The organism is Candidatus Omnitrophota bacterium, assembly GCA_041653595.1.
Lineage (GTDB): Bacteria > Omnitrophota > Gorgyraeia > Pluralincolimonadales > Pluralincolimonadaceae > Pluralincolimonas.
Window position 1 is genome coordinate 56270 of sequence record JBAZFB010000007.1, and the last position, 26357, is coordinate 82626.

General features: G+C 54.7%; 22 protein-coding genes. All 22 read right to left on the minus strand.

Going from position 1 to position 26357, the window contains the following annotated elements; all coding sequences use genetic code 11:
* A complete protein-coding gene (rfaD, locus tag WC317_04325) occupies positions 1-918 on the minus strand; it encodes an ADP-glyceromanno-heptose 6-epimerase (protein ID MFA5339362.1) in 918 nt (305 codons plus the stop codon).
* 94 nt (positions 919-1012) lie between these two features.
* Complete coding sequence (gene waaF, locus WC317_04330; GenBank protein ID MFA5339363.1) at positions 1013-2059, minus strand: lipopolysaccharide heptosyltransferase II; 1047 nt, start codon at positions 2057-2059, stop codon at positions 1013-1015.
* Positions 2046-3017, minus strand: a complete 972-nt coding sequence (locus WC317_04335) for a glycosyltransferase family 9 protein (GenBank protein ID MFA5339364.1) — start codon at positions 3015-3017, stop codon at positions 2046-2048. The genes waaF (WC317_04330) and WC317_04335 overlap by 14 nt, the downstream gene beginning before the upstream one ends.
* Positions 3005-4048 carry a glycosyltransferase family 9 protein gene (locus tag WC317_04340; GenBank protein ID MFA5339365.1) on the minus strand — a complete coding sequence of 348 codons (1044 nt, stop codon included), beginning with the start codon at positions 4046-4048 and terminating at the stop codon, positions 3005-3007. The genes WC317_04335 and WC317_04340 overlap by 13 nt, the downstream gene beginning before the upstream one ends.
* Positions 4018-4827, minus strand: a complete 810-nt coding sequence (locus WC317_04345) for a polysaccharide deacetylase family protein (protein ID MFA5339366.1) — start codon at positions 4825-4827, stop codon at positions 4018-4020. The genes WC317_04340 and WC317_04345 overlap by 31 nt, the downstream gene beginning before the upstream one ends.
* Positions 4814-5917, minus strand: coding sequence for a glycosyltransferase family 4 protein (locus WC317_04350; GenBank protein MFA5339367.1), 1104 nt, complete (start codon positions 5915-5917; stop codon positions 4814-4816). The genes WC317_04345 and WC317_04350 overlap by 14 nt, the downstream gene beginning before the upstream one ends.
* Positions 5914-8016: a lipopolysaccharide heptosyltransferase II gene (waaF, locus tag WC317_04355; GenBank protein ID MFA5339368.1), complete on the minus strand. Its 2103-nt coding sequence runs from the start codon at positions 8014-8016 to the stop codon at positions 5914-5916. Before waaF (WC317_04355) ends, WC317_04350 begins: the two co-directional genes overlap by 4 nt.
* Positions 8013-9965, minus strand: coding sequence for an ELM1/GtrOC1 family putative glycosyltransferase (locus tag WC317_04360; GenBank protein ID MFA5339369.1), 1953 nt, complete (start codon positions 9963-9965; stop codon positions 8013-8015). The genes waaF (WC317_04355) and WC317_04360 overlap by 4 nt, the downstream gene beginning before the upstream one ends.
* On the minus strand, positions 9910-10995 hold the full coding sequence (gene lpxK, locus WC317_04365) for a tetraacyldisaccharide 4'-kinase (GenBank protein MFA5339370.1): 1086 nt from the start codon (positions 10993-10995) through the stop codon (positions 9910-9912). Before lpxK ends, WC317_04360 begins: the two co-directional genes overlap by 56 nt.
* Entirely contained in the window at positions 10992-12266 is a 1275-nt protein-coding gene (locus WC317_04370) for a 3-deoxy-D-manno-octulosonic acid transferase (GenBank protein MFA5339371.1), read from the minus strand. The genes lpxK and WC317_04370 overlap by 4 nt, the downstream gene beginning before the upstream one ends.
* A gap of 13 nt (positions 12267-12279) precedes the next feature.
* Positions 12280-13182: a tyrosine recombinase XerC gene (gene xerC / locus WC317_04375; GenBank protein ID MFA5339372.1), complete on the minus strand. Its 903-nt coding sequence runs from the start codon at positions 13180-13182 to the stop codon at positions 12280-12282.
* Positions 13179-15473: a type I DNA topoisomerase gene (gene topA, locus WC317_04380; protein MFA5339373.1), complete on the minus strand. Its 2295-nt coding sequence runs from the start codon at positions 15471-15473 to the stop codon at positions 13179-13181. Before topA ends, xerC begins: the two co-directional genes overlap by 4 nt.
* A complete protein-coding gene (gene dprA / locus WC317_04385; protein MFA5339374.1) occupies positions 15473-16576 on the minus strand; it encodes a DNA-processing protein DprA in 1104 nt (367 codons plus the stop codon). The genes topA and dprA overlap by 1 nt, the downstream gene beginning before the upstream one ends.
* A complete protein-coding gene (locus tag WC317_04390; protein ID MFA5339375.1) occupies positions 16576-17097 on the minus strand; it encodes a shikimate kinase in 522 nt (173 codons plus the stop codon). Before WC317_04390 ends, dprA begins: the two co-directional genes overlap by 1 nt.
* Positions 17098-17221: 124 nt before the next feature.
* Positions 17222-18268 carry a chorismate synthase gene (locus WC317_04395; protein ID MFA5339376.1) on the minus strand — a complete coding sequence of 349 codons (1047 nt, stop codon included), beginning with the start codon at positions 18266-18268 and terminating at the stop codon, positions 17222-17224.
* 36 nt (positions 18269-18304) lie between these two features.
* Positions 18305-19084 (minus strand): prepilin peptidase, encoded by a 780-nt coding sequence (locus tag WC317_04400; GenBank protein MFA5339377.1) that lies wholly within the window; start codon positions 19082-19084, stop codon positions 18305-18307.
* On the minus strand, positions 19081-19950 hold the full coding sequence (locus WC317_04405) for a shikimate dehydrogenase (GenBank protein ID MFA5339378.1): 870 nt from the start codon (positions 19948-19950) through the stop codon (positions 19081-19083). The genes WC317_04400 and WC317_04405 overlap by 4 nt, the downstream gene beginning before the upstream one ends.
* Positions 19940-21472 carry a 2-isopropylmalate synthase gene (locus tag WC317_04410; GenBank protein MFA5339379.1) on the minus strand — a complete coding sequence of 511 codons (1533 nt, stop codon included), beginning with the start codon at positions 21470-21472 and terminating at the stop codon, positions 19940-19942. Before WC317_04410 ends, WC317_04405 begins: the two co-directional genes overlap by 11 nt.
* A 31-nt stretch (positions 21473-21503) precedes the next feature.
* Positions 21504-22493, minus strand: coding sequence for a ketol-acid reductoisomerase (gene ilvC, locus WC317_04415; protein ID MFA5339380.1), 990 nt, complete (start codon positions 22491-22493; stop codon positions 21504-21506).
* The gene (gene ilvN / locus WC317_04420) at positions 22494-23009 is read right to left on the minus strand and encodes an acetolactate synthase small subunit (GenBank protein ID MFA5339381.1); all 516 of its coding nucleotides are present in this window, start codon (positions 23007-23009) and stop codon (positions 22494-22496) included.
* Positions 23006-24679: a biosynthetic-type acetolactate synthase large subunit gene (gene ilvB, locus WC317_04425; protein MFA5339382.1), complete on the minus strand. Its 1674-nt coding sequence runs from the start codon at positions 24677-24679 to the stop codon at positions 23006-23008. The genes ilvN and ilvB overlap by 4 nt, the downstream gene beginning before the upstream one ends.
* A 7-nt stretch (positions 24680-24686) precedes the next feature.
* Positions 24687-26345: a dihydroxy-acid dehydratase gene (gene ilvD / locus WC317_04430; GenBank protein ID MFA5339383.1), complete on the minus strand. Its 1659-nt coding sequence runs from the start codon at positions 26343-26345 to the stop codon at positions 24687-24689.
* Positions 26346-26357: the final 12 nt, after the last annotated feature.

A 26357-nucleotide genomic window follows, 5' to 3' on the forward strand; every position in this document is an offset into this window, starting at 1 on the left:
TCAGCGCCTTTTCTTTTTTTTGAGAATGGATACGTAATCTTTTATCCCCTTTTCGATGCCGTATTGGGGAATGAATTTAAGCTCGGCCCTGCTCCAGGACATATCCGCGTGCGTCCTGTCCTGGTAAAAACCGTAGGGGTTGTCGAAATACTCCGGCTGCAGGTCTTTCTTCATCGCCTTATCCAGGACCTCTATCACCTTATTGAAAGTATTCGGCTCTCCGGTCCCGGCGTTAAATACGCCGCTCTTATCGTATTTTAAGGCTTTCAAATTCGCGCCGACGATGTCTTTGACGTATACGAAATCGCGGTACTGCTCGCCCCACTTGAATATCCTCGGGTTCTTCCCGGCCGCCATCTGCAGGTAGAGCTGGTATATCATGCTCGCCGCCTTTTTCTTGTGCGTCTCGCCCGGGCCGTATACGTTGAAATAGCGCAGGCCGATGACCGAGAAATCCGGGTTCTCCTTCACGAAGGCCTTCGCGGCCTGTTCCATCCTGACCTTGCTCTCGCCGTATATGTTCGCCGGCGCGGGCCTGTCGGTCTCCTTCATCGGGACTTTCCCTTTCCCGTAAGTCGCGGCGCTCGAGGCATAGACTATCTTTTTGCAGCCGATGGATTTCGCGTATATGAGGAGGCGCTTGAAGGCGTCAACGTTCACCGAGAACATCAGGTTCCTGTCGGTCACGGTAGTGTCGGTTATCGCGGCCTCATGGAATATCGCGTCGCATTCTTTGAGGAATTTAGGGTAATTCGCGTTGCGGATGTCGGCGTGCATGAAATCGCCCTTGTAGCGGGCGAGGTTCTCCCTCTTTCCCTCCGAAAGGTCGTCCAAGGCGGTGACTTTGCCGTGTTTTTGGAGCTCTAAAGCGAGGTTGGAGCCGATCAATCCGGCGGCTCCGGTAACCAGGAATTTCATTATTGATAACCCCTTGTTCTTCCAAAGTTTACCACCAACCTGCCCCGATGTCAATTCCTATCCTTGGATCTCAGCGGTTTATGCGGGAAAGATATCAGGTCTTAGTGAGGAGGCTTTCGGCGGCGGTCAAGACTTCCTCGACCGTGATGGCGTCGAGGCATTTGAAGCTGAGCTTGCAGTTGTGCGCGAGGCATTCCTCGCACCCTACATCCTTGTGGATGACGATGTCGTCCGGTCCGACCGGGCCCCACCTCTGCGGCGAGAGGCCGGGATCGAGGCGGCCGAAGATCGAGACCACGGGCGTGCCTACGGCAACAGCGATATGGACCGGGCCGGAATCGTTGGAGATAAGGAGCTTGCACTTCTTGAGCAGCGCGGCGACTTCGCCGAGCGAATGCTCTTCGGATAGGACCAGGGGCTTGTGGAGCATCCCTGTCTCGACCTCCTTTACGGTGTTGACATCCGACGGCCCTCCGATTATCACTATCTTAACGTTGTGCTTGTCGATAAGCTCGTCGGCCACGCGCCCGAACCTGTATGCCGCCCAGCGTTTCGACCGGCAGCTCGCGCCCGGATGCACCGCGACGATGGTATCCTTTCCGCCGAGGTCGTTCAACGCCATAAACCTGTCGATAACCCTTTCATATTCCGGCTTCACCGGCATATACAGCGTCCTGTCTTTCGCGGCTATGCCGATCGCGCGCAGGACATCGAAATTATAATCTATCTCGTGCTTCTCGCCCAGGTGCTTCGTGTCCTTAAGCCGCTTCGTCAGTAAAAAACCCCACCTCTTGTCATAACCGGCGCGTTCCGGTATGCCCGCCAGGAAAGGTATGAGGTTAGACCTGAGGGTCGGGTGCAGGATTATCGCGAGGTTGAAACCTTTCCTCCTCAACTCAAGTATGAACTTGAGGCTGCCGAAGAACCCGTTATGCTTATTATCCTTGTCGTAGAGTATGACCTCGTCCAGGTACGGGTTCCCGTCAACGATATCCTCCACATACGGCCGCGCCATGAACGCTATATGGGAGTTGGGATACGCCTCCCTCACGGCCTTTATCGACGGAGTGGAAAGGAGCACGTCGCCTATCCTGTCCGTCCTGATGATGAGTATCCTGTATTTTCTTTTATTTGCGTTCATCGAGTATCTTCTTCGCCGCGTCAAAGACTTCGTCGGCGCTCACCGCCTTCATGCATTCGAGGTTATACCTGCACAATGCCGTCTCGCACGGCGAACAATGTAGCTCCTTAAATACCGCGGTCCCGGCCCCTGCCCTCGGGCCGTACTTCACGGGATCTGTCGGCCCGAATATCGCGACCGCCGGCGTCCCGATCGAACCGGCTATATGCAGCGGCGCGCTGTCGTTGGTCACCAGGAGAGAGGACCGTTTTATGATGCACACCAGCTCGCGCAGGTCCGTCATCCCGGCTACCGATACCGCGTAATTCCTCATCTTTGCCAGTATCCTTTCGCAGATCTCTTTGTCGGAATCGTCGCCGACGAAAATTATCTTCAACTTGAAGGCGTCGATGAGCAGATCGCAGGCCCCGGCGAACCCGTCTTCCCTCCATCTCTTTATATGGCTCTTCGCGCCCGGGCTCACGCATATATATTTATCGTCGCTGAGTATCCCTTTTGCGGTCAACAGCCTCGAAGCCCTTTCGGAGTCGTCCCTGCCTATCCATACGGGATACGGCCCGCCGGCGGCTGTGATACCGAATTCCCTGATCTTCGCCAGATGCTCGTCTATCTTATGGCATACTTCCCCTGCCCGGCCTTTCACATGTTTATTGCAAAACCGGGCGCCCACGAAAAGGCCGAACAGGCTGCTGCGCAGGTCGATAAGAAGGTCGTACCTGTTGCGCCTGAGGCGGGCCAGAAGCTTTATCTTGGAAACCGGCGGCTCGGAGTTGCGGTAGACATACATCTTCCCTATGCGCGGATCGCCCTCGAATAACTCCGCGGCGCGGGGCCCTGCCACAACATCTATCGCCGCGTCCTTGAAATTTTCCCGCAGCGCGCCGATGACCGGGAACGTCAGGACGACGTCGCCGATATTGCTTAACGTCACGACGAGTATCTTCTTTATGTTTTCCATTTGAGGAGCTTTTCCGCCTCGAGCATAACATCTTCCACGGTAACGGCCTTCATGCAAAGAGCTTCTTCGCACTTAAGGTCATAACAAGGTGTCTTGCATCCGGGCTTTCCCGAATCCTTCTGAATGACCGCATATATTCCCTCCCCGTACGGCCCGGTGATCTTGGGGTCGGTGGGGCCGAATATCGCTATCGTCCTGGCGCCCTGGCTCACCGCTATATGCATAGGGCCCGAATCATTGGAGATGACAAGGGAAGCGCGTTTCATTATCGCGGCCAGCTGCCTTATAGTAGTCTCGCCGGCGGCGATGACGGGCTTATGCTTCATCATGCCGGATATCTTATTAGACAACTCAACGTCCTTTTGCGCCCCGGTAATGATAATGGGAACCTTATATTTTTCGTTTAACCTGTCGCCCAGTCCGGAAAAATCCACGGCCGGCCAGCGCTTGGGGTCCCAGTTCCCGCCGGGGTTCAATATGATGAACCTGTCGCCCTCGCCTATGCCGTGCGACTGCAAGAACTCGCCGGCGAAGGCTTCGTCTTCCTTGCCGGTGAATAATTCCATGCTCTTCCCGTCGTCTTCACCCGTTATGACCTTTACGATATTAAGGAACTGCTCGACCTTATGGATATCCGGCGGCTGGGGCTTTATCTTCTTCGTAAGGAGAAAACCCCTTTTCGGGTTGTCTATGCCTACCCGCTCCCTGATCCCGGAGAGCGCGACCATGAGCGTCCGCGTAAGCGACCTGTGGAAGAGGAAGACGCAGTCGAAACGGCGCGACCTTAACTCCGAAATAAGCTTGAGCTTGCCGATCAGCCCTTTATTCCTGCCCTTTTCGTCGTATATTATCAGTTCGTTCAGGTGCGGGTTTAGCTCGAGGATCTCTTCGCAGCGGGGCACGACCATGCACGCTATGTGGGCCCCGGGAAAATGCTTCCTGAGCGCCCTGATGGCCGGCGTCGAGAAGAGGACGTCCCCTATCCAGTTCACATTGACTATCAGTATTCTGTCGATTTTTTCTTTTTCCATCTGTGCGCCTTAAACCACATGTAATATCCCGATGTCTTTAACCTGAAATCCAACGAGCTGAACGGGCCGGAAGCGATCTTTACGCGTTTCAACCGGTAGGCGTCCAAAGCTATAGAGTTGTCACGCGGCATGGTCACGAAACCCGCCTTGTATCCCGCGTCCCTGAGTATGTCCCTCGTATAATCGTTAAACCCGCCGTAAGGGAAACAAAAGGCGTAGACCGGTTTCCCTGTGATGGCCTCTATCGCCTTCTTGGATTCGACTACTTCCCTCCTGAACCCCTCTTTAGTGGTCCCTTCGATAAACGGATGCGTGACCGAATGGCTCTCAATATCGATGCCCGCGTCAGACATCTCTTTCATCTGCGCGGCATTAACGAAATCCGGCTTCCCTATAGAACCGGAGATGACGAAGATGGTAGCCGGGATCTTATACTCCTTGAATACAGGAAAAGCGTTCACGTAATTATCCAGGTAGCCGTCATCGAAGGTCACCGCAACGATATTGCGCGGCATATTTTTCCCGCTCCTTATCATATCGGCGAGCTGCGCGGACGAAACGATGTCATATTTCCTGTCCCTGAGGTATTTCATCTGGGCGCGGAACTCCTTTACCGGGACGCTCAACTTAAGTTTAGCGCCATGGTCGTCGACCGAGTGGTACATGAGTATGGGCGGGTAATAACACTTCTCGAGAAAATTGCGCCCGCCGAAATAGAGCGCCGCGGCCGCGGCCAAAACAAGGGCTATAATTATTTTTTTCGGATTACTTAGAGCCATCTATCACCTCTCTGTATACTTTTTCCACCTGCCGGGCCATCTTATCCGCCGTAAAATGCGCCTTGGCGTATTTTTTCGCGGCGGCGCTTATCTTTACGGCGAATTCCCGGTCGATTAAAATTTTCTTGATAGCCTCTTTGAGTTTCCGGCTGTCCAGCGGGTCGGCCAAAACCCCTATCTCCGCGTCTTTCTGCATCGCCCTGAAATCTCCCACATCGGATGAAACGACCGGGACGTCCATCAACATAGCCTCTACGATGGACAGGCCGAACCCTTCGCTTGTGCTGGGCCTTACGAACACATCCATCACGGAGAGGAGATCGTGGGTATCCAGGGTGTTCCCGACAAAACGCACATTGTCCGCGATACCAAGCTCCGAGACCCTGGCCTTGATCTTATCCTCTATCCTTCCGCTTCCGATTATCAATAATTGCGCGCCCGGGACGTCGTCGAGCAGCGCCTTGAACGCCTCGAGGAGGATCATATGGCCCTTCTCTTCCGAAAGCCTCGCTATTATACCGATAACCGGCCCCCCGTTCAATTTATATCTTTTCCTTATTTCCCGTTTTTCCTGCTCTTTATATACATGCTCAAACCTTGAGGTATCCAGCCCGTTGTATATCAACCGGATCTTCTTCTCGTCCCTGTTGAAATCATTTTTCAGGTGGCCGACGACCGACATACTAATGGCTATCGTCATCTCTCCCCAGCACGGCAGGACCTTCCTGAAAAAATGAGGCTTGTAAAAACCGTGCCATGTCGCGACATAAGGGACCTTGGTCATACTGGAGAGCATGCACGCGGCGAACTGCGCGACCCTCGTCTGGGCATGTATTATCTCTATCTTCTCCTCCTTCACCAATTCCCATAACCTGAATACGGTCGCGGTTATCTTCGGGCTGGCGATCGATTTCGTCCCTAACGGGACCTTCACCGCCTTTACTTCCGGTAAGAGTTGTTTCTCCAGTTCCCCTCCCGCCGAAGCCACGAAGACTGAATGTCCCATAAGTTGCAGGGCATTAGCCAGGGTAACGGTGTACCTCTCGATGCCTCCTACACGCAGGTTGCTTGTTAAAAGTAATATCCTCATTTCGGCAACATCACCCCGTCGATCGCTTTTAAGACGTCTTCCACGGTGATCTCCCTCATGCATCTTATATCCGAACAGACCGGCTTATAGCACGGCGAACATTTCAGGTCCCTTATCACTACCGCGCAATTTTCCGAAGGCGGCAGGTGGCGATCCGGGTCCGTAGGGCCGAAGAGCGCGACAAATGGCACGGCCATAGCCGCGGCAATATGCATCGGCGCGCTGTCGCTTGTCACGAGGCATTTAAACCTTTTCATAAGCGCCGCGAGTTCGGGAAGAGATGTCTTCCCGACCAGGTTTATCGGCTTGGACCTCGCCAGTGATAATATCTCGTCGCTCGTGTTCGCATCGGTTTCCGACCTGCCGCCTATAAGGACAGCCCTTATCTCGCGCTCGCCTAACAGGTCGCAAAGCCTCGCGAAATTCTCGGAGGGCCATTTTTTTGTGGCCCAGCGCGGGCTCGCGGACGGATTTATTCCGACAAGCGTCTGGTTCTCTCCTACCCACTCCGCCTCAAGCATCTTTTTTATATTTTCCGTATCCGAGGCCGAGGGCCAGAGCTCAAGTTTCTTCGACGCGCCCTCTATGCCCATCATCGACAGGACCCCGAACTGGTGGTCCACCGGCGGGAGCGGCCCTTTGGCGTCCCTTATGGTCCTGTTAAGCAGGAACCAGTATTTACCTTTCCTGTAGCCGTACCTGCGCGGGGCCGCGCTCAGGAAAGCGAACAGGTGGCTCTTGGAGCTATTCTGGAGATCGACCACTTCCTCGAACCCGTACCTCCTGATCTCGGCCGCCAATTCGAAGAACCTGAGCCATCCCTTATCCCTGCCTTCCCTGTCATATATTATCGTCTCGTCTATATAAGGGCATCCTTTAAGCGCCTGGCTCTCGACCCTGCCTATCAGCAGGGCTATATACGCCTTCGGATATTTCTGGCGGATCGCGCGGATCGAAGGCGTGGCGAGGACGCAGTCGCCGACAGCGCTTATTTTCATTATAAGTATCCTCTTTACCCCTAGCGCCTCATCGTATACCCTAAGCGTCTCGGTCACCAGCCTGTCAAGGTTGAACTTCTCCTCGACGTCTTTCCTGGCGCGCTGCGTGACCTCCCTGGCGAATTTCCGGTCCTTGAGCAGTCTCACGATCGCCTCTGCCATAGGCTGCGGGTCTTCCGGCGGGACGATAAGCCCGTTCTCGCCGTCCCTCATTATCTCCATAACGCCGCCTACGCCGGTCGCCACGACCGGCACGCCTGAGGCGAACGCCTCTATTATCACCATCCCGAACCCCTCCGGCACTACGCTCGCCATGACGAGGAGGTCGAGCCTCGCGAGTATATCCGGGATATCGCTCCTCGCGCCGAGGAATTCGACATACCTGGAAAGCCCGAGCCTGTTCACCAGGCTCTCGAGCTCCTGCTTATATCTCTCCTTCTCCGGCGGGGCATCTCCCACGATGACGACCTTGATGCGGGGGATGTACCTCACAACTTTAGATACCGCCCGTATGAAATATTTATGGCCTTTTATCGGCGAGAGCCTGCCTATTATCCCTATCGTATATTCATGTTTTACCGATTCGTCCGGCTCCCTGTATTTGAATTTTTCCACGTCCACGCCCCTGTAGACCAGCCTTATCCTGCGGAACGGGACCTTGAAATTATCCATCATGTGCTTGGCTACCACCTGGCTCACCGCGATGACGAGCTTGCCCCATCCCATTACCTTGCTGAAACTTAAAAATTTCTTCGAGTAATGGGCGTGGCAGGTGGTGATGAACGCGACGCCGGCGCCCCGCGCGGCATAATAGCCTATTATGGCCGGGACCCTGCTCTCCGCGTTAAGGACATCCGCCTTCTCCTGCCTCAATATCCTTTTGACCGCGGGTATCATCCTGAGGACGGTAAGCGGGTTCTTGCTGTGGACGGGAAGGCTGTAATGTTTTATCCCGTTCGCCTCAAGGTGCTTTACCATCTCCCCGCCGTTGGATATGACGGTTATATTATGGCCGAGCTTGACCATCCTAAGGCAGAAATTGAGCACCCCAATCTCAACTCCGCCCGAATTCAACCTCGGTACTATATGGATTATCTTCATAGTATCTTATCGAGCCCCGCCCGGATAGCCTCCATGTCCCCGCTTAATATATCGGCCTGCTTGTGGTTTATCAGGTGTTTGATATCGCCGCTTATATCCGCCGGGGCCGACACCGCGAGCAGCCCTTCTTTTTCCAGGTTGCGTACGGAAACTTCCTGTTTCGTCCCCGAAAATTTATTTATTTTTTGCGGCATGAATACCGCTACGGGTTTCCCGGAACTCACGGCTTCGGTCACCATCGCGACCGATTCGCCGGAAACGACGATCACATCCGACAGCGCGAGGATCCCTTCCACCGCCCCTTCGAAATTATTATCGTTCGCGATCAGGAGGAGTTTGACCCTTTCCGATTTGCCGTAACGTTCCTTCAGCGCGAATTCGACCGCCCTCGGAGTCCTCCTCGAGGTCGTGATGAGCACGTCGGCGTCGATATCTCCGGCTGCCTCCATGACCCGGTCTACCACCTCTACCGCCAATTCTTTCTCGAACGCGTAAGACTTGGAATCTCCGCCCAGCAGCACGCCGATGATCCTGCCCCTGCTCACGACGGCATGTCTTTTCAGTTTCTCGCCGTATTCGCGCAGGGAATTTTTATCAAGGTCGGTCACCGCCCCCTTGGTGAAGACGGCATTACCGGAATCCCCGGCTTTGTCGTGGACCGGGATAACGCTGAGGCTAAAATCCTTTATGTTGTACATATTCGGCTTCATGATGACCACGGCCTTTGAGCCGAGCTCTCTCTTGAAAGCGAGGTTAACGCCGGCGAGCGATGCGCCGCATGATACCACATAATCGGCATAGGCGGCCCTCAGGTTGGCATAAACTTCTTCCGGGAAACAGAACGAGAGGCTGTGAAGGCCCATGCCAAGGAGTGAACCTATGTCGAAGACCGTCCTCGCGAGACCGCTCCTGAATTTGACCTCGAGCGTCTCTATCACCGTGTCTTCCGCGGAGAAACCTCTTTCCACGCGGGCTTTCCTGATCGTATTGGCGAGGGCGCGGGATTGCTTGAAATGGCCAGCCCTCCCGTCGCTTAACACGAGGACATACCTGGCCGGGGTTGATTTCCAGCGCTTGTGCAGCCATAGCCATTGCCCGGGGTATTTCTCAATATAGCCCGCGAGCTTATCCGTGAACCTCTGGAGTATCTCGTGTATATCCTTCTTTATATCTTCCGACTGGAGGACAGAGATATCGTCCTCGATCATGACCGTATGATACGGGCCTTTCTGCCGTATTATGACGACCGGGAATATCAAGGCTCCGGTCCTCAGGGAAAAATTAGCCGCTCCCTTAGGCGTGGATGCGGGCCGCCCGAGAAAATCCACGAATTCCCCGCGTTTTCCGCCGTCCTGGTCGGACAATATCCCGACCGTTTCCTTCCTCCTCAAGGCGTCAGTTATCTCTTCTATCGCGTCGTCCTTGAATATGACGTTCGCGCCTTTCGAACCGCGCATCTTATTCAGGTAATCGTTGAGCCTCTTAAGTTTTTGGAAACGGACAAGGACGTTCATCTTGAATCCAAAGGTAGAACCAGTCAAGGAACACAGTTCCCAGTTGCCGAAATGGGCGGTGAGGAAGATGACGCCCCTGTCTTCCTCCTTTGCCGCGCTCCTTACCTTATCGAGGCCTTCCACTCTGATGTATTTGCTAACGTAATCCTCATCGAACTGCGGGAACTTCAGGAGTTCTATATAGGACTGCGCTAGGTTCTGGTATATTTCTTTTATTATGCGGTTCGCCTGCGAAGGCGTATACCTGCCCCTGAACGCGGCGCGCAGGTTGGCGTAAGCTACGGTCTTGCGCCTGCCCATCGTATAATATATGAGGCTCCCGAACCGCCTTGCTATCCAGAGTGAAAGCTTAAGCGGAAGCAGGCGGAATACGAACGCCTCAAGCCTTACGAATAAATATAGGATCCAGTCCGCCAAAAAAGTGCTCCTCGTCATTTATTTTTATTTCCACCGCCAGCGCCAGCATCTTCACGCCCAAACCGGGATCCGCCGCGCCGGCCTGTTTTATGCGCGGCAGGTCTTTCTCGGTCGTTACAATCGTATCTATTCCCTTGCCCTTGCACTCAGCGGCGATCCTGCCGATCTCGCGCGAAGAATAGATATGGTGGTCCATGAAAAAATACGCCGCGGCGATATTCGCCCCGAGCGAGACCACGCTATCCTCAAAAGAAGCCGGGTCGCCTATCGCGCATAAGAGCGCGACCGACTTGTTATTCAGGCAATCGATCGGGGCATCGGCGCCCCCCATCGCGTCATAAAGGCGCCGCGGCTCGTATGAGGCGTTAAATATCGCCGCATCGGGATTGACATCCCTTATTCTGTCTTTCAATATCTCCGCCCTGCCCTGGCTCGCCTCTTCCGGGAGGACCTTGGTCACTACGATGATATGGGCCCTCTTAAGCGCCGAGACCGGCTCCCTGAGTATGCCCCTCGGGATCAATTTCCCGTTGCCGAAAGGGTTGTCCGAACTGACCGCGACCACATCGACGTCCCTCTTGAGCCTCAGGTGCTGGAAACCGTCGTCAAGCAATATAATATCCGGCGCGTATTTCTCCTCGGCCTCTTTTGCGGACGCTATCCTGTCGCGCCCCACGAGGACCGGGACCCCGTCAAGCGAGCTCTTGAAGACCTCGGCTTCGTCGGCAATGCCCGTATCCCTGTCCTTCATGTAACCTCGCGTCAGTATCACGACCTTCTTCCCTTTTTCCCTGAATCTACGCGCGATCTCCGCGGTCAAAGGGGTCTTGCCTGTCCCTCCCAGCGTTATATTCCCGACGCTTATTACCCTGCATTTGGGACGATAAGACCTGACGATCCCCCTCTTCAAAAGAAATCTCGTGACCGCTAAAACAGAGACGTAGTCAAATGACAGCCCATAAAGGAGCAGCTTGAGGGCCGCGGCTGCGGGGCCTTGCGCCTCATCGGTCATCAACGAATAAAAATACCGCCTGATCTTCTCGCTCATATTCTTCCAAGAAACGGTTTGATAAGATAGAAATCTTTTTTAGCGGCGCCGGCCTTAGACTCCAGCGTCCGCCTCGCGTTCTCGCCCATCTTGCGCCGCTCGGCATCGTTCTCGAGCAGGACGCGCAGCGAGGCGACTAGCTCGGCTTCGTCCCCGACCTTCACTGCCCCTCTCGCCGAGATGAGGTCGTTCGTTATCTCCTCAAAATTATGCGTATACGGGCCGAATAGCACTACCTTCGAATGGTACGCGGCCTCGAGGGGGTTCTGCCCGCCTTTATTTATCAGGCTCCCTCCGATGAAGACGATATCGGCGGCGGCGTAGAGATGGGAGAGCCTGCCCATCACGTCCAATATCAGCACCTCTTTCTCCCCAAGCGCCCCCGTCTCCGGTCCTGAAACGAGCCGCGGGGTCAATCCTGATCCCCTTACAAGGCCGGCCACGCTGCCGGTCCTGTCCGTATGCCTCGGCGCGATGAGCAGCCTCAACTCGGGAAATTCCTCAGAGAGTTCTTTATAGCAGCGCAATATCTTCTCTTCCTCTCCGGGGTTGGTCGAACCCGCGACCAATAATTTCTCTCCGGCCCCCAGCCCCAGCTTTTTCCTTAAGATATCCGGGGGATCGCCGGGGCTCTTCATCAGGGCCGCGTCATATTTCAGGTTCCCCGTAGCCTTCACTCTCTCTTTCGGCGCCCCGAGGGAGATGATCTTTTCGGCGTCGGCCCCGGACTGCATAAGGAAAAGGTCTATCTTTTGCAGGACATCTTTAAGCAGCGGCCTTACCATGCCGTAATTCCTGAACGAGCCGGGCGAGACCCTGCCGTTGAATATCGCTATTTTCGCGCCGTTTTTTTTCAAAGAAGCTATCAGGTTCGGCCATATCTCGGTCTCGGCGATGAGGGCGATCTCCGGCCTTACCAGCTTTACGACCCTGTCCGTTATGCCGCTCAGGTCGAGAGGCAGGTATATTATAGCGACGGCATCTTTGAATTTCTCGCGGGCTATCTTATTGCCGGTAGCGGTGACTGTCGAGACGATTATCTTGCCGCCCGGGAGGTTCCTTCTCAGTTCCTCATAAAGCGGGACGCTCGCCATCACTTCGCCCACCGAGACGGCATGCAGCCAGACCGCCCCGGAGTCTTTTATCTTTGAAAGTGTTTCGCTGTCGAAGATCCCGAGCCGCTGGCTGCTGAAACTCCGCCATTTGCCTGAGAGCAAAAAATACGGGAGATAAAAAACGGAGAATATTACAAAAAACAGGTCGTAGAGCATCTCTTTTTGGTTTTTAAGCCCGCGGGTGCGCTTTTGTATACGCGGACTTGAGCCTTTCGGTAGTTATATGGGTATATATCTGGGTCGTCGAGAGGTTGGCGTGGCCGAGAAGCTCCTGCACGCTCCTCAGGTCGGCGCCGTGGTCGAGCATATGCGTCGCGAATGAATGGCGCAGGGTGTGCGGCGATATCTTCTGCTGGATGCTCGCCTTGGTTATATATTTATTTATTATCCTTCTTATCGACCTGTCGGTCAGCCTGCCGCCGTTCTTGTTGAAGAAGAGCGCTTTATCCCGCACTTCCATGGAAGTGCGGGACTTAGTCTCCTTCGCGACCGGCCTGCGCGCCTTCAGGTAATCCCTTATAGCCTGGAGCGCCCTCTCGCCTATCGGCACTATCCTCTCTTTTTTGCCCTTGCCGAACACTTTTATGATCCCGCCTATCTGGTCGATGTAGTCCATATTCAGGCCGACGAGCTCGCTCACCCTTATCCCTGTCGAATAGAGAGTCTCGAGTATCGCCCTGTCCCTGAGCCCCACCTCGCCCTCCCTGTCGGGCGATTCCAGGAGCAGGACTATCTCTTTTTCGTCCAGGAACTTCGGGAGGTGTTTGTCCCGCTTTGGCGTCGAAAGCGACGACGCGGGGTTGTTCTTTATTATCCCTTCCCTGAAGAGGAACTTGAAAAAAGACCTTATCGAGGCGATCTTGCGGGCGATCGAGACCTTCGACAGGTTCTGTTCCTTGACATGCGCCAGATACCTGCGCAGCGAGATGTAATCGACCTTCTCTATCGGCTCTTCCTTGAGGAATTCATTCAATGATTTGAGATCGACCGAATAGTTTATTAGCGTATGTTTCGAGGCGTTCCTCTCGATCTCAAGATATCTTATGAATTTCTCGACGTATCTATCTATCAAGGCTGCGGCTCCTGCTTGGGCTTATCTTCGGGCTTGCCCTCGCCTGTCGGCGAGGACTGCGCATCGCCTTCTGTTTGCTTGGGCTTGCCCTCGTCTGCGGACGAGGACTGCGCATCGCCTTCTGTTTGCTTGGGCTTGTTCTCCACGTGCCGGCAGGTGGGGAACCTGGAACAACCGTAGAACGCGCCCCGGCGCGACCTGCGTTCTACGAGCTCGCCGTCGCACCCCGGCTCCGGGCACTTTATGCCGGTCGTGACCAAAGGTTTGGCGTTCTTGCATTCGGGAAATCCTGAACAGCTCTTGAACCTGCCGCGCCTGCCCCACTTTATTATCATCTTCCGTCCGCACTTCTCGCAGACCTCATCGAGCTCCTCGACATCTTTCTTGACGTCTTTCATCTCGACCTGGGCCTTTGAGAGCCACTGCGAAAAAGGCCCGTAGAAATCCCTGAGGACCTGCGCCCACTCGACTTTGCCTTCTTCTATCTCATCGAGCTCTTCTTCCATCTTGGCGGTGAATTCCTCGTCTATGATGACCGGGAAGCTTTGGGTGAGAAGGTCATTGACGACCGTGCCCAATTCCGTAGGCCATAGCGCTGAGCCTTCACGCCTGACGTAATTGCGGGCGACGACCGTCTCGATGGTGGGCGCGTAAGTGGAAGGGCGGCCGATGCCGTCTTCCTCGAGCGCCTTTACCAGCGAGGCGTCGGTAAATCTTGGCGGCGGTTTCGTGAAATGCTGGGTCGGGTCGAGTTTTATAAGGTCGACCGTATCGCCTATCGCGAGTTTCGGTATATATGCCTTCTTCTTGTCCTTTTCTTCCTCTTCATCGTCATACGCGGCCTTAAAGCCGGGGAATATTACAGTCGAGCCCGAAGCCCTGAACAGGCACTTTCTTGCCTCTATATCTATGGATACGACAGACATGACCGCAGGCCTCATCTGGCTGGCGATGAATTTCGCCCATATCAATTTGTATAATTTATACTGGTCGGGCGTGAGATATTGCTTTATCGCGTCCGGCTCCCTGGCGGCCGAGGACGGGCGGATCGCCTCGTGGGCTTCCTGCGCGGCTTTTTTGGACTTATATACATTCGCTTCGGGAGGAAGATAATCTTTCCCGAATTTGTCTTTTATGTAGAACCTTGCCTCCTCTATCGCGGAGAAGGCCACTTTTACCGAGTCGGTCCTCATGTAAGTGATGAGACCGACAGTGCCCTCGGTCCCGATATCGAGGCCTTCGTAGAGCTGCTGGGCTATCTTCATCGTCTTCCCGGCCCTGTAATGCAGTTTATTGAAGGATTCCTGCTGCATCTTCGAGGTAGTGAAAGGGGCCTGCGGGTTCATCCTCTTCTCGGTTTCCTTTATATCCTTTACCGTATATTTCGCGCCTGAGAGCTCCGCAAGTATCTTATCCGAAGACGCTTTATCTTTAACCTCGGCCTTCGCGTCGTTGATCTTATCCAGCTGCGCGAAAAAGGATTTCTTATCTTTTTTCTTCTTGAGTTCCGCTTCGAGTTCCCAATATTCAACCGCGACGAACGCCTGTATCTCGCGCTCGCGGTCGACGATGAGTTTTACCGCGACCGACTGGACCCTTCCCGCGCTCAATCCGCGCGTTATCTTTTTCCAGAGGAGCGGGCTTAAAGAGTAGCCGACTATCCTGTCGAGGACGCGGCGGGCCTGCTGGGCATTTACCAGCTTGATATCTATCTCGGCGGGATTATCGAAAGCTTCGAGTATCGCCTTCTTCGTTATCTCGTGGAATACGACCCTCTTGACCTTTTTGTTCTTCCCGAGATACCCGGCCAGGTGCCAGCCTATAGCTTCGCCTTCGCGGTCAGGGTCGGTCGCGATATAAATGGTGTCTTTGTCCTTCGCTTCGGCCTTCAACTCGCTGAGCAATTTTTTCTTTTTAGCGATCACTTTATAGGTAGGCGTGAAATTGTTCTCTATGTCAATTCCCATCTTTCGCATGGGCAGGTCGATGACGTGGCCCATGGATGAGCGGACGGTGTAACCTTTACCGAGGAACTTTTCTATCGTTTTGGCTTTTGCCGGCGACTCGACTATGACCAGGGCGCCGCCCTTGCCGCCGCCTACAGGCAGGATTATCTCGACCTTGTCGCCTTCTTTAAGTTTCACGGAATCATATTTCGACCTGTCGAGTATATTGAGGTTCAATTCGACGGCCGCGTATTTCACGTCGGCCTTAAGGTCCGAGATGAGCCCGGCGACCGTAATGCCGTCATCGGCCTGGATATCTTTTCCGTTCACGCATATCTTTATCATCAACTTTTCCTTACGTACGATTTGCCGGGCAGCTGCGCGATGATGCCTTTGAGCTCGAGCTTGGTAAGGCTGTGCATAACTTCGGCGACGGGAAGCCCTGTCCCGTCCACTATCTCATCTATATTTACGGGTGTCCCGCTTAATCTCACGAATACATCCTCTTCCTGCCGGCCCAGCCCGCCGGGAATACGCTCCGGCTCTTCCGGCCTTTCCGCCTTCATATGGCCTCTGATGACATCGCCCAGCTCCTCTATGACGTCATCGGCCGACTCGACGAGTTTGGCGCCCTGCCTTATCAGCATATTCGTCCCGGCAGAGGTCGCTGCGCGCGCCTGCCCGGGGACAGCAAATAACTCTCTTCCCTGCTCCAGCGCGAAATCTGTCGTGATCAAGGCGCCTGAATTCTTCGCGGCCTCCACGACTACCACGCCCAGCGAAAGTCCGCTTATTATCCTGTTCCTTCTCGGGAAATTATCCTTATACGGTTCCATCGCCATCGGGAACTCCGAGACGACCGCGCCGTTCTTTGAGATCTCTTCGGCCAGCCCCATATGCTCTTCCGGATAGATATTAGCGAGGCCGCTGCCGAGCACAGCTATGGTCCTGCCTTTGGCTTTCAGCGCGCCCTTATGGCCGGCCGCGTCTATGCCGCGAGCCAACCCCGAGACGACGGTCATGCCGTGAGCGGCCAATTCATAGCCCAGCCTCTCGGCGGTCTGCAGGCCGTAACGGCTCGCGTGCCTCGAGCCGACTATACCTATGGAATACCTGTCCTCGGCCGTCAATTCCCCTTTTACGTAAAGGATGATCGGAGGGTCATAGATATCTTTAAGGTTTACAGGGTAATCTTTATCAAGATAAGAGATCACTTTGACGTTGCGCCTCTCGATAAGCTTCATCTCGCCCTTGAGTGCTTTATCTTTATCGCAACTTATTATCGCGCTTGAGACCTTCGGGCCTATCTGGTCTACTTTCTCTAATTCTGCTTTCGTGGCGGAGAATATCTTTTCAACTGCCCCAAAGTGCTTCATCAGATTATTAAACCTAATAAAACCTATATCGGGAATACAATTTAAAACTATCAAAAGCTCTTTTTCGTTCATTAAGAGATCTCCCCGTCTTCTTTAAGTAGGGATATTATTTTTTCCGCGACTTCATCGACGCTCAAATTGTCGGTATCTATCCTGTGGTCAGCCTGAGCATAGAATTCCGCGCGTTTCGCTAACAGCTCGGAGATCTTTTCCTTGGGATCGCTTACGTTGAGCAAAGGCCGGTGGGTGTGGCCTTTCGTCCTTTCCAGGATCTTGGCCGGTGACGCGTCAAGATAGAATAAGATGCCATTCGATTTCAAATTAACGACATTTTCCTTATCGATAACGGCGCCTCCGCCGGTGCCGGTAACGACACCCGTATACAAGGAGGCCATCTCCTTCACGGCATCTTTCTCGACTTTCCTGAAGTAGGGCTCACCTTTCTTGGCAAATATCTCGGCGATAGGCATGCCTTCGCGCTTCTCGATCTTCTCATCGAGGTCAACAAAATCCCTTTTGAGTAATCCGGCAAGCGCCTTTCCAACGGCTGTCTTGCCTGCGCCCATGAACCCGACTAATATTATGTTTTTCATCTTTTTAATATTTCTATGTTGAAATTTAAGTCTCGCTTGGCCTTATTTATTACTCGCTTCATCCGATATCTACTGCGTCATAAACCGGCCCTGCGCGAGACATTAAATTTCAACTTCGACATATTCAAAATCCTTTCACCTGCTTTATGTATCCGTCGAAATTGCGCTTCATCTCCTTTAAGGAATCTCCGCCGAACTTCTCAGCCATCGCGCAAGCCGTGACGAACGCGAGCGCCGCTTCCCCTACCACGGATACGGCATGCACCGCGCATACGTCGTGCCTCTCGACCTGTGCCTCGGCCTTCTTCTTCGTCTTTATGTCTACGGTTTCCAGCGGGGTTCCCAGCGTAGCGATAGGTTTCATCGCTATCTTCACTATTATGGGCTCGCCGTTGCTGATGCCGCCTTCTATCCCGCCCGCGTTATTGGACTTGCGCGAGAAACCGCCTTGTTTATCCAGGATTATCTCGTCGTGCACCTTGGAGCCGGGGAGTCTCGCCGCGGCGAAACCTAGGCCTATCTCCACGCCCTTTATCGCCTGTATCGACATCATAGCGCCCGCGATTATCGCGTCGAGGCGCCTGTCCGACTGGACATGGCTTCCCAGGCCGATAGGCACACCCGCGGCCGTTATCTCGCAGATGCCGCCGATGGTATCGCCGGTCTTCGCGCATTCCTCGACCTTCTTCAACATATCCTTCTGGTTTACGGCGCCGCCAATCTCGATGACATGGCTGGCTATCCTTATGCCGAACTCCTCCAAAAGCATCTTGCAGATGGCCCCTACGGCGACGCGCATCGCCGTCTCGCGCGCGCTCGCCCTCTCCAATATGTCGCGGATGTCCTCCCTATCGTATTTTATTACCCCGGCCAGATCGGCGTGCCCGGGCCGCGGCCTTGTGACGGCCGGGAGGCTGTCTATCGAGGCATCCTTGTTCTCAATAGATAATGCGATAGGACTGCCGATAGTGATGCCTTTTCGCAGGCCGCCAAGTATCTGGACGGTATCCGACTCTATGGCCATCCTGGCCCCGCGCCCGAAACCGGACTGCCTGCGTTTGAGCTCGAGGTTTATCTGCCCTCTTTCTACCTTAAGGCCGGCCGGCATACCCTCGAGGATGCCGAGTAATACCTTTCCGTGAGATTCCCCAGCGGTCAAATATCTTAACATTTCACATCCCTCCTATTTATAGTCAACGCTAGAGCGTTAACTATACGGGAAATAAAAAAGTATGTCCTCCCTGAACATGACGCACACAAAAGCCGCAAGGACAAGGAACGGGCCGTATTGTATCGTGTCCTGCTTTTTCATTAATAATTTCGGGATGCCGACGATCGAGCCGAATACCGGCGCGAGAAAGAAAGCCGCGACGGTGAGCTTCCATCCCAGGAAAGCCCCGATGAACATGAACAGCATAAGGTCCCCGCCGCCCATCGCTTCCTTTTTATAAGCTATCCTCCCGAGCGCACCGATAAGGAAAAGTGACACAAAACCGAATACCATCCCGAAAAACGAATCGCCTAAGGCCCAGAGCCTCGAGGCCTCCCCTTGAAGCCTCGGGTACGCCGCGCTCACAATCAGCCCTAAGACCGCCCCGGGTATGGTAAGCTCGTCGGGTATTATCCAGTGCTCGATATCTATGAACGATACTATTATAAGGACCGAAAAGAGCGCCGCATATATCGCGAAGTCGGGGCTCGCTTTGTATCTCCAGTAGGCGGCGGTAAACATCAGCGCTGTCAGCGCCTCGACCGCGAAATACCTGAAAGATATCTTCGCCTTGCAATAGGCGCACCTGCCGCGGAGCACCAAATAGCTCACGAACGGGATGTTCAGGTACCACGGTATCGGCCTCCGGCATCCCGGGCAATGCGACGCGGGAAATACTATCGACTCGCCGCGCGGCATCCTGTATATGCATACGTTAAGAAAACTGCCGACTATCGAGCCGGCCAAAAACACGAAGACGTAGATTATCGCCGTCATTTCCTTATGGCTTTCTTTAGCGCCGCGCGCATCACCGCTACAGGCGCCTTCTTCCCGGTGAAGTGTTCAAATGAAAGCACGCCCTGGTACAAAAGCATGCCCAGCCCGTTCGATGCTTTTATCCCCCTCTTTTTGGCCTCTTTCAACAACGGCGTCGCCGGAGGGTTATATACGATATCGTAAACCGCCAGGTCCTTGTGCAGGGCCTTGGGATCCACGATACACGGGTCGCCCTTATGCATCCCGACCGGGCTCGCGTTGACCAGCAGGTCCGAACCGAGGACCTCCTCGTCTATGCGCGACCTCAGGAACGGGATATGCTTCGTGCCGCAGCGCGGGAAATCTTTTTTGGTCTTTGCCGCGAGGTCTTTCGCCCTCTTCTCTATCTGGTCGACAAAAGTGACGGACTTCGCGCCCTCCCTCGCGAGGACGAACGCTATCGCCTTCGCCGCCCCGCCTGCGCCGAAGAGCAAAACCGATTTGCCTTTGGGATTTGCCTTCAGGTCGTTTTTCAGCGAACGGATGAACCCCTCCCCGTCCGTGTTATAGGCCCTGGCCTTACCCTTCCTGAAGACTATCGTGTTCGCGGCGCCGATCCCCTTCACCTCAGGCGAAAGCTCGTCTACAAGCGGCAAGACCGCTTGTTTATGCGGTATCGTAACGTTGATACCCGAGACCCCAAGCGCCTTCAGGCTGCGGAACGCGGACTTAAGCGCGCGCGGCGGGACCTCGAACGGGATGTATACGGCATCTATCCCCAGAGAAGCGAATGCCGCATTTTGAAAATGCGGCGATAGTGTGTGCTTGACCGGGAACCCTATTATCCCGAAGACCTCGGTCTTTCCGCTTAATTTTTTAGATCTCAATTTTCAATCTCTTGTTTTCCTTATGCAGCAATTTGTTCACCGCGTTGAGGTACGCCTTCGCGCTCGCCTCGATGACATCCGTGGAAGCCGATTTGCCTATAGCCTCCTTATCCTTCGAGCGCACGCGCACCGTGACCTCGCCCAACGCGTCCTTGCCCTTGGTCACCGCCTGTATCGAATAATCCATCATCTCGCCTTTAGTCTTGGTTATCTTGTCTATCGCCTTGCAGCAGGCGTCGACAGGGCCGTCGCCCCCGGCCTCGGCGGTCTTTATGCCGGCCTTCGAGCGGAGTCTCACTTCGGCGACAGGGGCGACATCCGTCCCCGCGGTCGTATGGAAAGAGACCAATTTCCATGTCTCGCTGACCCCGCCGGTCCCCTCTTCAACAAGGGTCTCGAGGTCCTCGTCATAGATGGACTTCTTTTTATCGGCCAATACCTTGAAACGCCCGAACGCCTTCTCGATCTCAGTTTCGCTCAAAGAATATCCGAGCTTCTTTATCTTATCCATAAAAGCGTGGCGGCCCGAATGCTTTCCCAATACGAGGCTCGAGGCGCTCAACCCTATCTCCTGCGGGCTCATTATCTCGTAGGTCGTGCGCTTTTTTAATATGCCGTCCTGGTGTATGCCGGACTCGTGCGCGAACGCGTTCTGCCCGACTATCGCCTTGTTCGGCTGGACCATGATGCCGGTCAACTTCGAAACGAGCCTGCTCGCCTTCGAGATCTCTTCCGTCACTATGCCGGTAGAGAAGTTTTCGAAGAAATCGTTCCTGGTCTTTATGACCATGACGATCTCCTCCATCGACGCGTTGCCTGCGCGCTCCCCGATGCCGTTTATCGTGCACTCGACCTGCCGCGCGCCGTTCTTTACCGCGGCGATGGAATTCGCGACCGCGAGCCCGAGGTCATTATGGCAATGGACGCTGATCACCGCCCTGCCGATGTTCGGAACATGGTTCTTTATGTCGCGTATCAAGGCGCCGAATTCATCGGGTATCGCGTAACCGACCGTATCCGGGACGTTTATCGTTGTAGCGCCGGCAATTATCACCCGCTCGATGACGCGGTAGAGGAAATCCTTCTCGCTCCGCGAAGCATCCTCAGGCGAGAACTCCACGTCATCGGTAAAGTTCCGGGCGTATTTCACCCCTTCGACGGCGAGTTTTACGATCTCGTCCTCGGCCTTACGCAATTTGTACTTCATGTGTATCTTCGACGTCGCAAGAAAAACATGTATGCGTTTCTTCTTCGCCGGCTTGATCGCCGCGCCGGCCGCCTCGATGTCTTTCTTCATGCAGCGCGCGAGGCCGCAGATGACAGGCCCTTTTATCTTTTCGGCGATGGACTTTACCGCCGCGAAATCGCCGGGCGATGATACCGGGAAACCCGCCTCTATGACGTCCACGTTGAGGCGGACGAGCTGCCTTGCCACCTCGAGCTTCTCATGGTCTTCAAGCGAAGCGCCGGGGCACTGCTCGCCGTCGCGCAATGTCGTGTCGAATATTATTATCTTTTCCATTTTTTCTGGTGCTTTGCACCACCTCGCTATTTTATTTTATCCAGGGCATCATCTTACGGAGCTTCTTGCCGACGACCTCTATAAGATGGTTTTCATCCCTTTTCATTAACTTGTCAAAGTTCTTCCTTCCGGTCTCGTTCTCTTCCAGCCATTCCTTCGCGAACGCGCCGGATTGTATATCCTTGAGTATCTTCTTCATCTCTGCGCGGGCCGCGTCGGTCACTATCCTCTTGCCGCGCGTAAGGTCGCCGTATTTGGCGGTATCAGAGACGCGCTGGCGCATCCCCTGTATGCCCGTCGAGTAGATCAGGTCGGTGATGAGCTTAAGCTCGTGCAAACACTCGAAATAAGCGATCTCGGGCTGGTATCCCGCCTCGACCAGCGTATCGAAACCGGCCATGATGAGCTCGGTCACGCCGCCGCAGAGGACGACCTGTTCGCCGAACAGGTCCGTCTCGACCTCTTCCTTGAACGTCGTCTCAATGACGCCTGCCCTCGTGCCGCCTATGCCTTTGGCGTAAGCGAGCGCCGTCTTCAGGGCGTTGCCGCTGTGGTCCTGGTATATAGCGACCAGGCACGGGACGCCTTTGCCTTCCTCGAACTGGGTCCTTACAAGCGCGCCCGGCCCTTTAGGCGCTATCATAAAGACATCGACATTCTTCGGCGGGACTATCCCCCTGAAATGGATGTTGAAGCCGTGCGAAAAATTGAGCGCCTTCCCCTCGGTCAGGTGCTTCTCGACGAACGATTTATATATCTTCGCCTGGAGGTGGTCCTGCGTGAGTATCTGGATCACGTGCGCCTCTTTCGAGGCCGTCTCGGCGGACATCGGCTTGAAGCCGTCCTTGACCGCCTGCTCGTAGTTCGGCGTCCCCTCGAGTTCGGAAACGATGACCTCTACGCCGCTGTCCTTAAGGTTCAGCGCCTGGGCGCGGCCCTGGTTGCCGTATCCGACTATCGCTACTTTCTTCCCCTTCAAAAAGTTCAGGTCCGCGTCTTTGTCATAATATATCTTCAACATTTATTCCTCTTCCTCCTTTATTGTTTTTGGTTTCTCCCTTGATTCCGTCTCCATCGCTATCTTTCCCGTGCGGACTATCTCCTTGATACCGAACTGCCTCAAGAGCTCGATGAGGTCATCTATGTGCGAGGTCTCGCCCACAGCCTCTATAGTTATCGTATGCAGGCCGAGGTCCGCGACGTTCGCTTTCATCGTCTCGGCGATCTCGATTATCTTAGTGCGATCGTTCTGGGCGCGGATGCCGACTTTTATCAATATCAGTTCGCGGTCGATGAATTTCGTCTTCGTCAGGTCGGTGACCGTGATGACATCGATCAACTTGTTCAGCTGCTTCTTGATCTGTTCGAGTGTCCGCTCGTCGCCCTCGGCGACTATCGTCATCCTCGAAACGCTCGGGTCCTCGGTCTCGCCGACCGCGAGCGAATCTATGTTGAATCCGCGCGCCGAAAAAAGGCCGGATATGCGCGCGAGGACTCCCGGGTGGTTCTCGACAAGCACCGATATTGTCTGTCTCATGCCATGCTCCCTATCATATCATCGAGGCGTTTACCGGCCGGGACCATCGGGTAAACATTCTCCTCCGGCTCGACTATAAAGTCCATGACGACGGTGTTCTTTGTGCGCATCGCCTTTTCTATCGCGGGACGGACCTCTTCTTTTTTGCTGATCCGTATCCCGACCGCGCCATACGCCTCGGCTATCTTGACAAAGTCCGGGTTCTCGAGCTTCGTATGGGAATACCTCTTCCCGTAGAAGAGCTCCTGCCACTGGCGGACCATGCCGAGATACGAGTTATTGAGTATCGCTATCTTGATGTCTATCTTGTTGACGACCGCGGTCGCGAGTTCCTGTATGTTCATCTGTATCGACCCGTCGCCGCTTATGACGAAAACCTCTGAACCGGGCTTGCCGACTTTCGCTCCTATTCCCGCGGGAAAGCCGTAGCCCATCGTCCCGAGCCCGCCGCTTGAGAGCAGCTCGCGCGGACGCATGAAATTATACCACTGCGCCGTCCACATCTGGTGCTGGCCGACGTCGGTGGCGATTATCGCCTCTCCCTTCGTCGCCTCGCAGATCTGCTGGATGACATACTGCGGGCGGAGCCTGTCGTCCATCTTGTAATTGAGCGGATGTTTCTGCTTCCACTCGAGGATCTTCTCGGTCCACTCTTTGTCGTGCGGCCTGTGGACTATCTTCAAGAATTCTTCCAGGACGCACTTGACGTCCCCGACTATCGGGACATCGACCGCCACGCTCTTGGATATTGCCGACGGGTCGATGTCTATATGGATCACCTTCGCGTGCGGGGCGAACTCGTCTATCTTCCCGGTAACGCGGTCATCGAACCGCGCGCCTATCGCTATAAGGAGGTCGCAGTTCTGGACAGCATGGTTCGCGTATCCGGTCCCGTGCATGCCGAGCATGCCGAGCGATAATTCGTGGTTACCGGGGAACGAGCCCAAACCGAGCAATGTCATCGTGACCGGGGAATTTATCTTCTCGGCGAACTCTTTCAATTCTTTCGCCGCGCCTGAGAGGATGACCCCGCCGCCCGCGTATATGACGGGACGTTTCGATTCCGAGACCATCTTGACCGCCCTCTTGATCTGCCCGGGATGCCCGCAATACGTCGGCTTGTAGCCGCGGACGCTGACCTTCTCCGGATAATGGAACTCGGTCTCGGCCAACTGGACATCGGACGGCAGGTCTATGAGGACAGGCCCCGGTCTTCCGGTCGAGGCTATATGGAACGCCTCCTTGACCGTCCGCGCGAGGTCTTTGACGTCCTTGACGAGGTAATTATGCTTGGTTATCGGGCGCGTGATGCCGATAATATCGGCCTCCTGGAACGCGTCGTTCCCGATCATGAACGTCTTGACCTGCCCGGTTATCGCGACCATAGGTATCGAATCCATATACGCGGTCGCTATTCCTGTGACGAGGTTCGTGGCGCCCGGGCCTGATGTCGCTATGCAGACGCCGGGTTTGCCGGTCGCGCGCGCGTAGCCGTCGGCGGCGTGCGCCGCTCCCTGCTCGTGCCTGACCAAATAAAATTTCAAGTCAGAGTGATATAAGGCGTCAAAGAGCGGCAATGCCTGCCCGCCGGGATAGCCGAATATCGCCCCGACATTCTCTTTTTTGAGCGATTCAACCAATATCCTCGCCCCGTTCATTTTAGTTGTCATTTAATCATTAACCTTTCATAACGGCGCCGGTGCTCGCAGATGTGACGAGTTTCGCGTAACGCGCGAGGTAGCCCGTCGTTATCTTCGGCTTATGCGCCTTGATCGATCTCATCCGTTTAGTCAATTCGGCCTTCGAGATCTTCAGTTCCAGTTTCCTCTTGTTGATGTCGATCTCGATCGTGTCGCCGTCCCTGATCGCGGCGAGAGGCCCGCCCTCGGCCGCCTCAGGCGCTATATGCCCGATGCACGGCCCCTGTGTGCCGCCGGAGAATCTTCCGTCTGTGATCAAAGCGACTTTATCGGCTAATCCCATACCGACGATGGCCGCGGTCGGGGATAACATCTCCCTCATGCCCGGCCCGCCCTTGGGGCCTTCATAGCGGATGACAACGCAGTCGCCTGCGGTTATCTTCCTGTCCATGATAGCCTTCATCGCGTCTTCCTCGGAATTAAAACATTTCGCCTTGCCGGTGAAATGCTTTATCTTCTCCTGAACGGCGCTCTGCTTGACTACGGCACCGTCCGGGGCAATATTGCCCTTCAGGACGGCTATACCTCCTTCTTTATGGTAAGGCCTGTTAAGCGGCCTGATGACCTCTTCATCGTCTATGCGCGCGGCGTCGGCGATCTGGTAGATCGTCCTGCCGCTGACCGTCGGGAGGTTGCTCAATTCCGGCTTAAGCCTCTTCAAGACCGCGGGAATGCCGCCCGCGAACTCGAGGTCTTCCATAAAATATTTGCCCGACGGCAAAATATCCGAGATATGCGGCGTCTGCCTGCTTATTTTATCGAAGATATCGAGCGGCATTTTTATGCCCAGCTCATGCGCGATAGCCGTCACATGCAAAACCGTGTTCGTCGACCCGCCGAGCGCCATATCGACGCGCAGCGCGTTCTCGAACGCCCTCGGAGTCAATATCTTTCTGGGTGTTATATCCTTTTTAACAAGCTCGACGATACGCTCGCCGCTTAAATAAGCGATTCTTTCCCTCTTCGCCGATGCCGCGAGGGCAGTAGCCCCGCCCGTCATAGCGATGCCAAGCGCCTCGGAAAGGCAGCTCATCGTATTCGCGGTATAAAGCCCCTGGCAGGCGCCTGCGCCCGGGCAAGCGTTGCACTCGAGTTCTTCGAGCTCTTCTCTTGTGATCTCTCCTGCCCTGTGCCTTCCGACCGCCTCGAACGTATCCTTGACGAGCGAGAGGCGTTTTAACCCCGAACGGCCAGAAAGCATCGGCCCGCCGGTGACGACGATAGCCGGGATATTCATCCTGCACGCCGCCATCATCATTCCCGGGGTGATCTTGTCGCAATTTGTAAGCAAAATAAGCCCGTCCAAGGCATGGGCTGTCGTGACCATCTCGACCGAATCGGCAATAAGCTCCCTCAGCGGAAGCGAGCAATGCATGCCCAAATGGCCCATGGCGATGCCGTCGCAGATAGCGGGTATTCCGAAGACAAAGGCTGTGCCGCCTGCCGCGTAAATGCCGTGCTCGATCGAGCGCTCAAGCTCGCGTAAATGGATATGGCCGGGAACGAGGTCAGTAAAACTGGAGGCTATGCCGATGAACGGCCGCTCCATCTCAGACTTCGTCATACCTGTGGCATACATAAGCGAACGACTTCCGGCCTTCTCAAGGCCTTTCTTGACCCTATCGCTTCTTAACATGATATATCTCCT

What these genes read in the sequence shown, in the direction of transcription:
- rfaD (MFA5339362.1), bottom strand. Translation starts at nt 918, where the DNA reads ATGAAATTCCTGGTTACCGGAGCCGCCGGATTGATCGGCTCCAACCTC.
- waaF (MFA5339363.1), bottom strand. Translation starts at nt 2,059, where the DNA reads ATGAACGCAAATAAAAGAAAATACAGGATACTCATCATCAGGACGGAC.
- WC317_04335 (MFA5339364.1), bottom strand. Translation starts at nt 3,017, where the DNA reads ATGGAAAACATAAAGAAGATACTCGTCGTGACGTTAAGCAATATCGGC.
- WC317_04340 (MFA5339365.1), bottom strand. Translation starts at nt 4,048, where the DNA reads ATGGAAAAAGAAAAAATCGACAGAATACTGATAGTCAATGTGAACTGG.
- WC317_04345 (MFA5339366.1), bottom strand. Translation starts at nt 4,827, where the DNA reads ATGGCTCTAAGTAATCCGAAAAAAATAATTATAGCCCTTGTTTTGGCC.
- WC317_04350 (MFA5339367.1), bottom strand. Translation starts at nt 5,917, where the DNA reads ATGAGGATATTACTTTTAACAAGCAACCTGCGTGTAGGAGGCATCGAG.
- waaF (MFA5339368.1), bottom strand. Translation starts at nt 8,016, where the DNA reads ATGAAGATAATCCATATAGTACCGAGGTTGAATTCGGGCGGAGTTGAG.
- WC317_04360 (MFA5339369.1), bottom strand. Translation starts at nt 9,965, where the DNA reads ATGACGAGGAGCACTTTTTTGGCGGACTGGATCCTATATTTATTCGTA.
- lpxK (MFA5339370.1), bottom strand. Translation starts at nt 10,995, where the DNA reads ATGAGCGAGAAGATCAGGCGGTATTTTTATTCGTTGATGACCGATGAG.
- WC317_04370 (MFA5339371.1), bottom strand. Translation starts at nt 12,266, where the DNA reads ATGCTCTACGACCTGTTTTTTGTAATATTCTCCGTTTTTTATCTCCCG.
- topA (MFA5339373.1), bottom strand. Translation starts at nt 15,473, where the DNA reads ATGATAAAGATATGCGTGAACGGAAAAGATATCCAGGCCGATGACGGC.
- dprA (MFA5339374.1), bottom strand. Translation starts at nt 16,576, where the DNA reads ATGAACGAAAAAGAGCTTTTGATAGTTTTAAATTGTATTCCCGATATA.
- WC317_04390 (MFA5339375.1), bottom strand. Translation starts at nt 17,097, where the DNA reads ATGAAAAACATAATATTAGTCGGGTTCATGGGCGCAGGCAAGACAGCC.
- WC317_04395 (MFA5339376.1), bottom strand. Translation starts at nt 18,268, where the DNA reads ATGTTAAGATATTTGACCGCTGGGGAATCTCACGGAAAGGTATTACTC.
- WC317_04400 (MFA5339377.1), bottom strand. Translation starts at nt 19,084, where the DNA reads ATGACGGCGATAATCTACGTCTTCGTGTTTTTGGCCGGCTCGATAGTC.
- WC317_04410 (MFA5339379.1), bottom strand. Translation starts at nt 21,472, where the DNA reads ATGGAAAAGATAATAATATTCGACACGACATTGCGCGACGGCGAGCAG.
- ilvC (MFA5339380.1), bottom strand. Translation starts at nt 22,493, where the DNA reads ATGTTGAAGATATATTATGACAAAGACGCGGACCTGAACTTTTTGAAG.
- ilvN (MFA5339381.1), bottom strand. Translation starts at nt 23,009, where the DNA reads ATGAGACAGACAATATCGGTGCTTGTCGAGAACCACCCGGGAGTCCTC.
- ilvB (MFA5339382.1), bottom strand. Translation starts at nt 24,679, where the DNA reads ATGACAACTAAAATGAACGGGGCGAGGATATTGGTTGAATCGCTCAAA.
- ilvD (MFA5339383.1), bottom strand. Translation starts at nt 26,345, where the DNA reads ATGTTAAGAAGCGATAGGGTCAAGAAAGGCCTTGAGAAGGCCGGAAGT.